General features: G+C 64.0%; 16 protein-coding genes. 6 read left to right on the top strand and 10 right to left on the bottom strand.

Annotated features, from left to right (window positions below; all coding sequences use genetic code 11):
* The first annotated feature begins 23 nt into the window (after window positions 1–23).
* From E1N52_RS12655 to E1N52_RS12645, 3 genes are all read left to right on the top strand, one after another.
* Window positions 24–389 (top strand): hypothetical protein, encoded by a 366-nt coding sequence (locus E1N52_RS12655; RefSeq protein WP_133183126.1) that lies wholly within the window; start codon window positions 24–26, stop codon window positions 387–389.
* A 98-nt stretch (window positions 390–487) separates the two neighbouring features.
* A complete protein-coding gene (locus tag E1N52_RS12650) occupies window positions 488–1,021 on the top strand; it encodes a helix-turn-helix transcriptional regulator (protein ID WP_133183125.1) in 534 nt (177 codons plus the stop codon).
* A 27-nt stretch (window positions 1,022–1,048) separates the two neighbouring features.
* Window positions 1,049–1,462 (top strand): VOC family protein, encoded by a 414-nt coding sequence (locus E1N52_RS12645; RefSeq protein WP_133183124.1) that lies wholly within the window; start codon window positions 1,049–1,051, stop codon window positions 1,460–1,462.
* A gap of 3 nt (window positions 1,463–1,465) precedes the next feature.
* Here the strand turns inward: E1N52_RS12645 and E1N52_RS12640 are convergent, their stop codons facing one another.
* From E1N52_RS12640 to E1N52_RS12630, 3 genes are all read right to left on the bottom strand, one after another.
* Entirely contained in the window at window positions 1,466–1,780 is a 315-nt protein-coding gene (locus E1N52_RS12640; protein WP_133183123.1) for a hypothetical protein, read from the bottom strand.
* A 149-nt stretch (window positions 1,781–1,929) separates the two neighbouring features.
* Complete coding sequence (locus tag E1N52_RS12635) at window positions 1,930–2,121, bottom strand: hypothetical protein (protein ID WP_133183122.1); 192 nt, start codon at window positions 2,119–2,121, stop codon at window positions 1,930–1,932.
* Window positions 2,122–2,384: 263 nt separating this feature from the next.
* A complete protein-coding gene (locus E1N52_RS12630) occupies window positions 2,385–2,840 on the bottom strand; it encodes a MarR family winged helix-turn-helix transcriptional regulator (RefSeq protein ID WP_133183121.1) in 456 nt (151 codons plus the stop codon).
* Between the two features lie 247 nt (window positions 2,841–3,087).
* Between E1N52_RS12630 and E1N52_RS12625 the strand changes: the two genes are divergently transcribed.
* Window positions 3,088–3,624 (top strand): SET domain-containing protein, encoded by a 537-nt coding sequence (locus tag E1N52_RS12625; RefSeq protein WP_133183120.1) that lies wholly within the window; start codon window positions 3,088–3,090, stop codon window positions 3,622–3,624.
* A gap of 12 nt (window positions 3,625–3,636) precedes the next feature.
* Here E1N52_RS12625 and E1N52_RS12620 read toward each other — a convergent pair whose 3' ends face one another.
* From E1N52_RS12620 to E1N52_RS12605, 4 genes are all read right to left on the bottom strand, one after another.
* The gene (locus E1N52_RS12620; protein WP_133183119.1) at window positions 3,637–4,776 is read right to left on the bottom strand and encodes a porin; all 1,140 of its coding nucleotides are present in this window, start codon (window positions 4,774–4,776) and stop codon (window positions 3,637–3,639) included.
* A gap of 142 nt (window positions 4,777–4,918) precedes the next feature.
* Window positions 4,919–5,746: an ABC transporter ATP-binding protein gene (locus E1N52_RS12615; protein WP_133183118.1), complete on the bottom strand. Its 828-nt coding sequence runs from the start codon at window positions 5,744–5,746 to the stop codon at window positions 4,919–4,921.
* Window positions 5,743–6,840 (bottom strand): FecCD family ABC transporter permease, encoded by a 1,098-nt coding sequence (locus E1N52_RS12610; RefSeq protein WP_133183251.1) that lies wholly within the window; start codon window positions 6,838–6,840, stop codon window positions 5,743–5,745. The genes E1N52_RS12615 and E1N52_RS12610 overlap by 4 nt, the downstream gene beginning before the upstream one ends.
* Before the next feature lie 5 nt (window positions 6,841–6,845).
* The gene (locus E1N52_RS12605; RefSeq protein ID WP_133183117.1) at window positions 6,846–8,069 is read right to left on the bottom strand and encodes an ABC transporter substrate-binding protein; all 1,224 of its coding nucleotides are present in this window, start codon (window positions 8,067–8,069) and stop codon (window positions 6,846–6,848) included.
* Between the two features lie 139 nt (window positions 8,070–8,208).
* Here E1N52_RS12605 and E1N52_RS12600 point away from each other — a divergent pair, with 139 nt between their 5' ends.
* Entirely contained in the window at window positions 8,209–8,922 is a 714-nt protein-coding gene (locus tag E1N52_RS12600; protein ID WP_133183116.1) for a response regulator, read from the top strand.
* A 68-nt stretch (window positions 8,923–8,990) separates the two neighbouring features.
* Complete coding sequence (locus E1N52_RS12595) at window positions 8,991–10,400, top strand: ATP-binding protein (RefSeq protein WP_133183115.1); 1,410 nt, start codon at window positions 8,991–8,993, stop codon at window positions 10,398–10,400.
* A 12-nt stretch (window positions 10,401–10,412) separates the two neighbouring features.
* Here E1N52_RS12595 and E1N52_RS12590 read toward each other — a convergent pair whose 3' ends face one another.
* From E1N52_RS12590 to E1N52_RS12580, 3 genes are all read right to left on the bottom strand, one after another.
* Window positions 10,413–11,249 carry a hypothetical protein gene (locus tag E1N52_RS12590; RefSeq protein ID WP_133183114.1) on the bottom strand — a complete coding sequence of 279 codons (837 nt, stop codon included), beginning with the start codon at window positions 11,247–11,249 and terminating at the stop codon, window positions 10,413–10,415.
* Between the two features lie 373 nt (window positions 11,250–11,622).
* Complete coding sequence (locus tag E1N52_RS12585) at window positions 11,623–12,339, bottom strand: SDR family oxidoreductase (protein WP_133183113.1); 717 nt, start codon at window positions 12,337–12,339, stop codon at window positions 11,623–11,625.
* Window positions 12,340–12,383: 44 nt separating this feature from the next.
* A complete protein-coding gene (locus tag E1N52_RS12580) occupies window positions 12,384–13,265 on the bottom strand; it encodes an NAD(P)H-binding protein (RefSeq protein ID WP_133183112.1) in 882 nt (293 codons plus the stop codon).
* Window positions 13,266–13,284 lie beyond the last annotated feature (19 nt).

The raw sequence follows: 13,284 nt of genomic DNA, 5'->3' as shown, positions 1-13,284 counted from the left end.
TCCGGCTTTTCAGGAGACCTACCATGAAGAAGCTGCTTGCCCTCCTGCTCATCGTTCCCGCTACGGCTTTTGCAGACTCGGCGGCATTCCCGGACGGTTCCGCGAGCCCAAGCGCGGCCGACATCCAGCAACGCCTCTCGGGCAAGGCGTTCGACATCAAGATCGCCGACGGCAGCACGTGGCACGTGCAGTACGGCAATAACGGCGACTACGACTTCAAGTCGAGCAAAGGCTTTGCCGACCACGGCGACTGGAAAGCCGAGGACGGCAAGATCTGCAGCAAAGGCAGCAAGATGCCATATTCGTGCAACGAAGTGCGCATGAAAGGCGCCGACCTGTACCTCAAGCGCGACAACGGCGAGATCATCCAGTTCGTCGAATCGCAGTGAGCGACGCCGGGCAGGCCCAACCAATCGAAAGCCAATCGCCGGCCGTCGATCGCCGTTGGGCCTAAACTAGCGGCATATCGCCCACTTCAGACGAATGCATGCCAGCTAGCGCAGCCCTCAAAGCTGATGCGCCCACGCTCCCCAATGCGCATCCCGAACCGCCCGACGCGGAACCCCTTCAGGACCCGGCCCTGCTGCGCCGTCTATTGCGCGCGAAAGACCGCATGGACGCCGCCTCTCACGAGGCCTGGCCCGTCAAGCGCCTGGCCGAAGTCAGCGGCGTATCCGAAGCGCATTTCGCGCGCTCCTTCAAGCGCGCCTTCGGCCTCCCGCCGCATCGCTACCTGCTCACGCGGCGCATCGAGCAGGCCACCACCCTGCTGCGCGACACCGATCTCGACATCACGGATATCGCCTTCGCCACCGGCTGGGAGAGTCTTGGCACCTTTGGCCGGACGTTCCGCGACGTGACCGGCTCGAGCCCCAGCGCCATGCGCATTCAGGTGCGGGCCAACCTGCCCGAGATCGACCGCGTGCCCGCCTGCGTGCTGAAAGCCGCGCAGCGCCCCGACCTCACCACAGCAGTTTTGGAGAAGCGGCGGCGCGCGGGCAAAGCTAAAGTGCAGCCCTGAAGTGCGGTCATCAACCAGGGAGGTGTTATGAATCAGGGTATCAATGTGGTGGGCCTGTACGTCGACGATCAGGACGAGGCGCTCAAGTTCTACGTCGACAAACTCGGATTCCGTGTGCATACCGATGTGCGCAACGGTGCGTACCGCTGGCTCACGGTCCAGCACCCGGAGCAGCCATCGTTCCAGCTCGGGCTTTTCCTGCCCGGGCCGCCCGTTCACGATGAGGCCACCGCGCAGGCGCTGCGCGCCATGGTCGCCAAGGGCGCCATGCCGCCCCTCGTGCTCGCCGTGGCGGACTGCCGCGCGAGCTATGAGCGCCTGAAGGGCCTGGGCGTGGAATTCACCCAGGAGCCGGTCGACCGCTACGGCAGCGTCGACGCGGGTTTTCGCGATCCTGCCGGCAACGGCTGGAAGATGATCCAGGCGCCGAAGCAGTCGTAACGGCTATGCGTGCGCGGCTTCGAAGGCGATGCCTTCGGCCGCGTCTTCGAAATGGTCCCGGCTTTCGGCGAGTTCCTGATAGTCGATCTGGCCGTCGAGCATCACGTATTCGTGTATGCGCAAGCCCGCGCACAAGATCACCTCGATATTGCGATCCGTCGCCGGGAACACGGCCTGCGGCTTGCCCTGCTGGGTGATCACCAGAAGCTGGCTGCCCAGCCTGTCCTTCATGAATAGCGTCTGCGTGACTCGCGAGGTTTCCACGCGCGTGCGATCGCCCACCAGATCCAGATACGTTTCGCTAATGTTCCTGAACATCCTTGCCTCCATTTCGGCGTAACCTGCCGTTCGCTCTCAGTTACATGACAAGTCAACTATAGTGCCGAAATAACGCGTTCGTAGGCGACATCCTGTCGCGTGCGAGTGCTTAATCGAGCGCATCCTTCTTCAGATCATTGACATTTTTGCTAATCGAGCGCAGCGAACGGCGCGTGGCCGTCCATCCAGTCGTACTGGCTGGTCGGCGTCGCCCACGCCCAGTTCGAAGGCGAACGCACAGCGGCGCTGTGGCTCGCGCGATCCGCGCCACTGCGTGGCAGGGCATGTGTTGCGCGATCCTCGGCGCTCGTCTCCTGGCTTGCCGCGATGATGTCGTTCATTTCAGTCGTGCTCCAAAGAAATTAGATCCGCATGCGGCTGCCGACGGTTTGCACGGCGCGTCCCGCATGCTTTTCGATGTGAGCGAACGATACGGCAATCCACTGAAGCGCTTTTCGCTTCAAATGCCATTCTTTTATGCTTGGGCGCCACTGCACGTTAACGCCTGGTCAGCCGCGAAACGGCACTGCGCTTCGCGGAGGCAATTTGATGACAATTCAATGACTGATCGCGTACGGAAAGTCGTGCACGGATCAGGAGGTGGTCAGAGTGTGGCGTCCCAGCCGTGTGACGCGAGGATCTTGTCGAGCAGAAAGCGCAGCGCGACGCGCTCGGCCTCGTTCAACCCGTGGTAAAGGTCGCTGTCGCGCTTGTCCAGGGTCGGGCCGATCTTCTTGAAAATCTTGCGGCCTTCGGCGGTGAGCGAAATGATGACGCTGCGCCCATCCTTGTCGTTGCCCGTGCGCGCGAGGATCTCCTTCGAGAGCATGGCCTCGACCGTGCGGCTCGCCTGGCTCTTGTCGAGGTTGGCGCGCCGCGAGATATCCATCACGGTTTGCGGACCGAACGTGCCGATCGCGGCGATGATGCTCGCCTCCGGATACGGCACACCCAGCTTGTCGCGCGACATTTCGCTGCTCATGCGATCGGCGATCTTGGTCAATGCCTTCAGCCGATAGGTCAGCGAGGCGTCTGCGCCTGGCTCATTCGTGCTTGCCATATGCCCACTCGAGAATTGGATCCGGAAACCCGCGAAAGAAACTCGGGTATGTTGCCCTGATCCTGCCCGCGAGGTCAACTGTGGGGCGCACACAGGTCGGAAGCAGCGAGTCGGGCGCTGCCTGCTTCAATGCGGTGCACGCAGTGTGCAAAGGCGCAATGCGCAGCGGCGCTGCGCATATTCATTTTCATCACTCGCTTTCATCGTGGCCGCTTATACTGCACGCGTTCAACGCGCGAAGATGGCCATGAGCAAACGAATGACTGTCCGGCAGTCGCCGGTGCACGGAAAAGGCGTCTATGCGTTGCGCCCTCTGCGGGCCGGCGAGCGCATCTTCGAATACAAAGGCAAGATCATGAGCTGGCGTAGCGCGGCCCGGCGTTATCGTCTGCGTGAAGACGGCGCGCATACGTTCCTCTTCGGCCTTTCCGATGGCCGCGTGATCGACGGCGGCCAGGGCGGCAACTGGGCGCGCTGGCTTAATCACGCGTGCCAGGCGAACTGCGAAACCATCGAAATCAACGGCCACGTATTCATCGACGCGTGCCGCGACATCCTGCCAGGCGAAGAGCTGTTCATCGACTACGCGCTCGAACTGCCCGACGACGCCTGCGAAGACAACATGCGCGAATACATCTGCCGCTGCGGCGCGCCGGCGTGCCGCGGGACGATGCTTGCCGGCGCCGGCGCCGGTGTTGGCGTTGGTGTTAGCGTTGGCGTCAGCGCCGGTGTTATCGCCGACACCGGCGTCAGCAGCATCGTGAGCGTTGTCAGCCTGCTTTAGGCTGCACGTCGCTTAGAACCGGTGCCGCATGCCGATCGCAACAACCGTCTGCTGATTCGTCGACGACGGCGACTGCCCGCTGATATCCGCACCCAGACCCGATCCATCCGCGCTGATGTGCTGGTAGCTCGCCTGCGCATAGACGTCGGTGCGCTTCGAGAGGAAGTAATCGGCCTGCACCGACACCTCGTGCCAACGCGGGTGATGCTCGCCGCCTGAACTCGAAAGCGCGCCCTGCGTATAGGTGTACGCGCCGTTCAGGCTGAATTGCGGCGTGAACATGTAGCTCGCGTTCACCTCATAGTTGCTGAAGCTCGCGCCCTGCCCGTTCTGCACGAGGCCGAGACTGTTCGCACCGTTGATCGTCTCGAGGCCGCCCAGTTGCGTGCGGGTCCACACAAAGCCGAAGCGTGCGTTGCGCGTGATGTAGTTGACACCCGCGCCATAGGTGCGCTGCTGGGCCGCGATGAACGTGCGGTCGGTGAGCGTGAGTGCGCCGTTCGTGTTGCTGCTGCCGCCGTTGTTCGCCTGCAGGTAGCCCGCGCCGAACTCGAATCCGCCGAAATCGTACGACGCGCCGAAACTGTAGAGGCGATTGTCGTCGAAGCCGCCCGCTTCGTTCGAGAAGCCGTAGAGCGCGCCGAACTTCGCACCGCCGTAGTTCGCGCTCGCGTACTTGACCGCGTTGTTCACGCGAAACGAGTTGTTGAGGTTGTCGTTGTCGTACGGGTGAGCCGAAAGATTGTTGCCGCCCGGATGACGCCCGGTGAAGCTGAGCGGCGCGAGGTAGTCGACCACGGAGTCATACTGCCGCCCAAGCGTGAGCGCGCCGTAGCGATTGTTTTCGAGGCCCGCGTACGCCTGGTAGCCGAACATGCGGCCGCCCTGGCGCAGCGTGCCGTTCGTCACGCTGAAGCCGCTCTCGAGGCGGAAGACGGCGCGCGTGCCGCCGCCCAGGTCCTCGCTGCCGGTCACGCCCCAATGGCTGCCCGTGACGTTGCCGCTGCCGGCCGCGAAGAGGCTATGGCCGCCTGCGTTGCTGTTGTACGAGAGGCCGGCGTCGATCACGCCGTACAACGTCACACTGCTTTGTGCGTGGGCCCCGCATGCATAGGCCGCGGCAAGGGCTGCGGCGACGAGCGTCTTTTTCATTGTTTTTTTCCTTCGAGTTGATTGCGTGTAGCGATGGCCGCCCAGCGCGCAAACCGGCCCCGCATTCGCGCTGGGCGAATGCGTTCCGGCGGCGTGAAGACACGCGCTGAAACGGCGGTTGGAACGGGCTGGCTGGGCCGCGCTAGTGGCGGCTGGCGATGCCCTGCTGACCGGCAAGACCGTCGATCAGAACTTGAAGCTGTCCGCGCGAGCATGGCTCGATGCGCGCGCGAACGCTGAACACTTCGGCAAGACTGTCGGCCGTGACAACCTCGGCCGGTGCGCCGAGGCGCGCAATGCGTCCTCGATGCAGCAGCATCGCGCGGTCGCAGGAACGCACGGCGGCGTTGATGTCGTGGAGCACGACCACTGTGACGATCGCGCGCTCGCGCGTCACGTCGCGCAGCACCTGCATCACCTGGAACTGGTGATTGAGATCGAGCGCGGAGCACGGCTCGTCGAGCAGCAACACCTGCGGATCGCGCACCAGCGCCTGGGCGATGCCGACCAGCTGGCGCTGCCCGCCCGAGAGTTCGTCGAGCGAGCGGCCCGCGAGCGCGGCGATGCCAAGCCGCTCGAGCACGGCATGCGCGTGCGCGATCTGCGCCGAAGACCCGCCGCGCGGCGCACCCCACTGCGATGCCGGATCGCGCCCCGCACGCGCGGCCACCACGACCGACTCCAGCACCGCGAGGCGCACGCCGGCCGGCAACGCTTGCGGCAGATAAACCACGCTGTGCGAGCGCGCGCCCGCGGCCGTTAGCGTGAGCGGCGCACCGTCGAGCGTGAGCGAACCGCTGCGTGGCACATTCAGTCCCGCCAGCGTGCGCAGCAAGGTGGATTTGCCGCTGCCGTTCGGCCCGAGCAGCGCCGTGATTTCGCCGCGTGCAAGCGGCCCGGCGCTCAAGTCGCTCAGCACTTCGCGCTTGCCATAGCGCACCGAAAGCGCGTGGATCGACAGTCCGCTCATTGCACGGCTCCCTGCGAGCGCACGACGATGCCGAGAAAGAGCGGAATACCCACGAGCGCCGTGACGATCCCCACGGGAATCAGCACGCCCGGCACGAGCAGCTTCGAAGCGATGGAAGCGAGCGAGAGCATCAGCGCGCCGAGCAGCAGGCTGCCAGGCAAATAGAAGCGATGATCCTCGCCGAAAATCGCGCGTGCGATATGCGGCGCGATCAGTCCCACGAAACCGATGGTCCCGACGAACGACACGGCAAGCGCCGATAGCGCCGATACGCGCAGCAGCGTGCCGAGGCGCAGCCGCCGCACGTCGATGCCGAAGCTCGCCGCGCGCTCTTCGCCGAGGCGCAGGGCGGTGAGCGTCCACGCGTTGCGCATCGAGAACGGAACGGCGAGCGCGAGCGCCGCCGTGAGCACGCCGATCTTCGGCCAGTCGGCACGGGCGAGCGAACCGAGCGTCCAGAACACGAGGCCCTGCAGCGCGTCGGCAGAGGCGATGAACTGCATCAGCTCGACGAGCGCATGAAACGAGAACACGAGCGCAATGCCCATCAGCACGACGCCCGATGTGCTCATGCCGCGCCAGCGCGCGACGAAATCGAGCAGCAGCGCCGAAGCGAACGCGAACACGAACGCGTTGGCCGAGACAATCCACGTTTGCGCGACGCCCGGAATCGCCACATCGAGGACGATGGCGAGCGACGCGCCGAAGGCGGCCGCCGCCGAAACGCCCAGCGTATAGGGGCTCGCAAGCGGATTATTGAGGATCGTCTGCATCTCCGCGCCCGAAATGCCGAGCGAGGCGCCGACCACGAGCGCCATGACGGCATAGGGCAGGCGGATCTGCCACACGATCACGCTGTTGGCGGGATCAGCCGAAGCGGGCAGGAAGATCGTGCGCAGCAAGGTCGCGATGGGCAAGCCCGAAGGGCCGGAGCTGAGGTCGAACAGCAGCGAGGCCACGATCAGCAACGCGACGGCGACGAGGAACAGCACACGGCGGCGAGTGAGGCGCGCGTAAGCACGTATTTGCGCCTGGGCTTCATACGCATCCGGTATTGCGTCGAGAGGCCGAGCGGCCTCTGCGGCGAGGCGCATGCCGTTCATCGCGCAGCCTGCTGCGCTTGCGCCGCCGGCAACGGCGCATCGACCCACTCCGTGCCCGTATCGGGAATCGCGAGGAAGCGGCGATACAGTTCGCGTTCGGTCGCATGCACATCGAGCGTGCTGAACTGCTGCGGATAGAACCACTTCGCGAACGCCTCGATCGCGACGATGTTGTACGGCGAGTCGTAATAGTTGTGCGAGATGCCATGCACGCGGCCATCGTGAATCGCCTTGATGGCATTGAAGCCAGGGCGTGCGGCCAGTTGCGCGAGGCTCGCATCGGCGTCGTGCTCGCTTGTGAGCGCGCCTACGCGCAGCGAAGCGAGACCGGGCTTCGTGCGGCTGCCCGTGGCGATATACACATCGGGCTGTGCGGCGATCACCTGCTCCATGCTGATGTCGCCGAGCACGCCGGGCAACAGGCCTGCCGCGATGTTGCGGCCGCCCGCGGCATCGACGAACTCACCGAAATTGCCCTTGCCCGCTGTGTGGCAGCAGCCCGCGTCCCACACGCCCGCCAGCATATCCACGAACACCTTCGGGCGCTGCGACTCGGGAATCGCGTTCACCACCTGCTGCACGCGCGCGAGATGCTGCTGATAGAACTGGATATAGGCATCGGCTTCCTTCTCGCGATGCAGGACCTCGCCAAGCAGCTTGATGCTCGGCAGCGTGTTCTGCATCGGATGCAGGCGGAAGTCGACGAACACCACCGTCGTGCCGGTCGCCTCGAGCTGCTTGACGAGTGCGTTGTAACGGCTCGGGCCGTGACCCGCCACGCTGAAGATCGCCACATCGGGCTTGAGTGCGAGTGCCTTCTCGTCGCTGATGCTGTCCTCGGTCGCCTTGCCGATCAGCGGGATCTGGCGAATTTCGGGGAAGCGCTGCGCGTAGGCCTCGAAGGTCTGCGGGTCCATGGTCGGCAGGTCGCCCTGCCAGCCGACGATGCGCGCGAGCGGCTTCTGACCCTCGAGCAGCGCGACAGCGGAAAGCAGACGGCTCTCGCCGAGCAGAATGCGATGCGGATCGGCAGGCATCTTGATCGTGCGGCCCGCGAGATCGGTGACGGCGAGCGGCGTCTGGGCCGTCTGCGCCATTGCAGGCGTGGCGGCTTCGGCGGCGGCTGCGCTGATCAAGGTGATGGCGGCCGCAGTTGCGGCCAGGACGGCGCCCCGCAGCGCCTGGCGGGTCAAGCCGGGGATCAATCGAAAGGTCAACATGATATATTCTGTAAATGCGAACGATTGCTATTTGCGGGTGCAACTTTAACGGCCGCTTGTAATGGCGATGTGTTGAAACGGGCCGTTTTGTAATGGAATGTGTTGGCGCGGCTCAAGGCCGCGGCGACAAGAGAAAAAGATGGATCACATACTGGTCGTCGACGACGACGCCAACATCCGGCAACTGCTGCGCGACTACCTGCGCGAGATGGGCTACCAGGCGAGCGCCGCCACCAACGGCGCGCAGATGAAGCAGATGCTCGGCACCGCACAGATCGACCTGATCGTGCTCGACCTCATGCTCGACGGCGAAGACGGACTCGACCTCACGCGCGAGCTGCGCCGGGCTCACGACATTCCCGTCATCATTCTTTCGGCGCGCGGCGGCCTGCTCGACCGCATCCTCGGCCTCGAAATGGGCGCCGACGACTATCTGCCGAAGCCTTTCGATCCGCGCGAACTGCTCGCCAAGATCAAGGTGGTCCTGCGCCGCACGCGCGCCGTGCCAGGCACGCGCGCCGCCGACGCGAACGCGTTCATCACCTTCGCGGGCTGGCGCCTCGACGCGCGCATGAAGCAGATGAGTTCGCCCGACGGCGTGGTCGTCTCGCTCGGCGGCTCGGACTACCGCACGCTGCGCACCCTGCTCGACCACCCGAACCGCCCGCTCTCGCGCGAGTTTCTGCTCGACCAGGTGTTCAGCAAAAGCATGACGCCGCTCGACCGCGCCATCGACGTGTGCGTGAGCCGGCTGCGGCAGCACCTCAAGGACTCGGCGCGCGAGGCCACGCTCATTCGCACCGTGCGCAACGAGGGCTATATGCTCGTGGCCGACGTCGGGTACGAAGCGTGAGGCGGGTCGCGCACATCGCGGCGCGGTTGCGTCTATGGCCGCCGCTTTGGCCGCTTTGGCCGCTTCGGATGCTTTGGCCCGACACGCTCTTTGGGCGCCTCGTCGTGATCCTCGCGGCGGGCATGTTCGCGGGACAGTTGCTGACCAGCACGATCTGGTTCGAAACCCACGACAACCGCACGCTCGAAATTCCGGCGCGCCTCTTCGGCAGCCGTCTTGCCGATACGGTGCGCCTGATCGAGCGCGCGCCCGATGCGGTAACGCGCGAGGCGATCGTCGCCACACTCGGCGACGACCGCTACCGCCTGCAATGGGTGCAAGGCGCACCTCTGCCCACGCCCGCCACGCTTTCGCTTGCGCAGCGCGCCACCGCCGGACTGATCGAAGGCGTGATCCGCAAGCGCCTCGCCGAACCCATCGACGTGCATCTCATCGACGCGCAGGTGCGCGACGGCGCACGCCGCGAAGGTGGCGTGCTGAGCCTGTTCGACTCGCGCATGCCCACTGGCGACTTTCACGTGCAACTCGAAGTGCCCGGACACGGCTGGCTCGATGTCTGCGCGAACGAAGGCCAGGCCGGCATGCATACCGAACGCGGTGCGCTCGTGATCGATTACCTGCTGCGTATCTATCTGCTGCGCTTCGCCGCCGTATGCCTGATCGCCATGGTCGCGGTGCGCTTCGCGCTTGCGCCATTGCGGCGCTTCGCGGCGGCGGCCGAAGCGCTCGGGCGCAACATTTATCGCGCGCCTCTCGCCGAAGCGGGTCCGCGCGAAGTGCGCAATGCGGCGCAATCGTTCAACGCCATGCAGCGGCAGTTGATCGACAGCTTTGCGGCGCGCACGCGCTTTCTGAGCGCGGTCTCGCACGACTTGCGCTCGCCGCTCACGCGGTTGCGGCTGCGCGTCGAAATGCTGCCGGACCCGGCCTCGCGCGAGCGTTTGCGCGGCGACCTCGAAGACATGGAAGGCATGGTGCGCGCCACGCTCGACGCCGTGCAGGGCGTGGAGATCACTGAGCCGCGCCAGCGCATCGACCTCGTTTCGATGCTCGAAGGACTTGCCGAAGATGCACGCGAACAGGGCCATCGTGCAAGCGTGACGGGCAACGTGCGCGCGCCCATTCCGGGCTTTGCGCGCAGCCTCAAACGCTGTCTGCAGAATCTTTTCGACAATGCGATTCGCTATGGCGGCGAGGCGAGCGTCACCGTCTGCGACGTCGACGACGGCGGCGTGCGCATCGTAATCAGCGACAACGGCCCCGGTATTGCCGATGCCGCGCTGCTCGAACGCGTGTTCGAGCCGTATTTCCGCATCGATTCGCGTCGTAGCGATGCGCCTGGCGGCACGGGATTGGGGCTCACGATTGCCCGCAGCGTGGCGGCCGCGCATGGCGGCACGCTCGTGCTGCGCAATCGGGTGGTCGAGGGGAGAATCGTTGGCCTTGATGCGCAGCTGGACTTGCCGAGGGGCGATTGAGCCGACTGGCCCCTAGTTCGAAGCTGCCTTGCGCGCAGCGTCGTCGGTGGACGGACCGGTCCCACGCAGGTTCGTGACGTTTTGCAGCAGGTCGAACCAGAACGGCGCGCCGAACAACGTTGCGCTCGCCGTGAGCAGCCAGCCGACGATCATCCAGGCCACGCCGTCTGCGTAGGCATCAGCCCTTTGCCAGCCGATCGGCAACTGGTTCATCAGGGAAACCGCATCGGAAGAAGCATTCCCGTGCAGCGCACCCGCGAGCGAGGGATGCAACCATAGAATCCTGAACAGAAAAACCGTATCGACGTTCAGTGCGATCACGATGACGAGCGCCACCGCAAATGAAATGAACTGCGACCAGCGCTTGTAGGTGCCGGAGAGCCTGTCCATGCCGTTGTCGAACCACTTGCCGAGCGCGTCCGAAAACTGGCCGACGTCCTCGTTGGCGTGGCGGTACATCGCCTGCAATACCTCCCTCAACTGCTGGTTCTGTATGGTGGCGATCGACTGGCCGATGTCCTGGTTCGCACCAGGCGCGCGCCGAAGGATATCGATCATCGCGAGGGCAAAGTCCTTCGACGGAATATAGGAGGGCTTGTACTTCAGGTCGCTCGCATTCTTCGCGTCACCGGAGTCGCGCGGGCTCACGAGCGCGTGATTGTAGAGGTCGCGCGCCATGCCGTTGAACTGCGGGTCATTCAGGATCTGTTTGACGCCTGACAGCAGACATTTCGCGCGCAGTTGCAAGAGCGATGCGAAAAGCTCAGTCACGGTGCTGACGGCAAGGCTCACCGCAAAATAGCAGAACACTAAACCAATGCCGACTTCGAGTACGGTGCTGTTGAACATGTGCGGCTCCGCGTGCTGGCACTTCGAGAGACGAGAGGCTGCGCATCCGGCTGCTCGTCGAAACATGTTCGAGACGATCGCATGGCGGGAGCCCTCGCTTCAACGATCAGCGGTTTTGACACGACGCTCAAGAGCGTAAATGTGGGTTGTGTGGGGAATCTCACATAGAGGAAGCATCGGATGGACTACTCATATTAACTGCCGCTACAAGAATCCAAACCTTCGTAGTTCGAATCATTGACGGATCGAGATGATGATTCGAAACATACCGGGTTGGCCACTTCGCTCCGCAAGCAGGCGATATCGAGGGCCGGAGCCGCGCAGTCTTCATGCGCGCGCGGCACACCGGCACTTTTCCGCCTACTACGGCACGCTATGCCTGCAGGACCGCGGGGTCGATATACCCCGGCACCGCAGCCGAAAGCGATTGCTTCAACTCACGGCTGCCCGCATCCGCCAGCACTTCGCTTTCACCCGCTTCGAGCGCATCGTAGGCCTGACGAACGACATCGACGGGACTCGCTTTCGGCACGTCGAAATCCTTGGTCAGATCGGTATCCACGAAGCCGACATGCACGCCGACCACGCCAATCTTGCGTTCCCTGAAGTGCAGCCGGATGTTGTTCGTATAGCTCCAGGCCGCCGCCTTCGAAGCGGAATACGGCGCGAGGAACGGCACGGCTCGCCACGAGACATCGGAGAGCACGTTGATCACGCCGCCGTTGCCATCGCTCGGCAGCACGGATTCGAACGCGCGCGTCGTGCGAATGACGCCATAAAAGTTCGTTTCGAAGATGCGCCGCGCCTGGTCTTCCGCCTCTGCCGCAAGCGGGGACGCAAGAATTTCTGCGATCCCCGCGTTGTTCACGAGCAGCGTCACGTCCGAAGCGATTTTCGCCGCCGCCGTAACGGACGCTGGGTCCGTCACGTCGATCTTGACGGGAACGATGCCGGGTTCGCTAAAGCCCTCCGGGTTGCGCACCCCCGCGTAGACTTTTGCAGCCCCGCGGGCCAACGCCTCACGTGCAAAGGCCAGACCGAGACCACGGCTTGCACCGGTTACGAATACGACGGAATTCTTGATCTTCATTTTGAATCTCCACAAAAATTAGTCTTGCAAAGTGTTCGTTTGAATCAGGCCTGGAAAAGCTCACGGTGGGCGCGAACGAACGCCTCGACCGTCTGCGGCGCCTTGCCGGTCACTTGCTCGATGATGCTGTCGGTCCCCTTGAACACGCCGTTCTGGTAGTCGACGGCGACTTCGATGAAGTGCTGGATCATGAACTCGGGGAGATCGTACTTCTGCAAATGCGCGCGATATGCATCGAGTGTACTGGGCCGATAAACGATCTTCCGGTCAATCACCTTGCCGATCTCGTCGGCAATGCCGTGGTGGTCGAGTTCGACTGGCCCGCAAAGCTCGTAGCTCTTGCCAATATGGCCCGACGGCTGCGCGAGCACCGTGGCGATGAAGCGCGCCTGGTCGACGGCGGCGATCGGCGCGTGGCGTCCCGCTCCGTAAGGCAGCGTAATCTGCCCATCGCTGACGATGGTGTCGCGCACCCACGGGAAGATCAGCCATTCGGAAAAGAAGGTTGGGCGAACATGAATGGTCGGTACCCCTGACCAGTCGAGCACGCGCTCGGCGATCCAGTGATCGCGTGCGGCGTGGCTCTTCGCGTGTTCGCGGGCCGAAATCTGCGACATTTCGACGACGACTTCGAGACCGGCGCGGCGCGCGGCGTCCGCGAAATACGCGGTGCCCTGAATGAACCCGGGCCGAACGGGATAGCAGAGGTATGCGCCCGTCACGCCCGAGGTGGCGCGAATCAGGTCGTCGTGATCGAGCAGATCGCCCACCACGACTTCGGCACCGGCGGCCCGCAGCGCTGCACTGCGGGCGTCTTCCGTGCGGACCATCGCACGAACCGCATGTCCGGCTGCGAGCAGGTTATCGACTACGTGCACGCCGGTTTTGCCCGTGGCGCCGGTAATCAGGAATTTACGTTGTTGCATGATGAATTCTCCGTTAAAA

The sequence above is a fragment of the Paraburkholderia guartelaensis genome, from assembly GCF_004353905.1.
Classification (GTDB): domain Bacteria; phylum Pseudomonadota; class Gammaproteobacteria; order Burkholderiales; family Burkholderiaceae; genus Paraburkholderia; species Paraburkholderia guartelaensis.
This window is presented reverse-complemented; position numbering and strand designations above follow the sequence as displayed.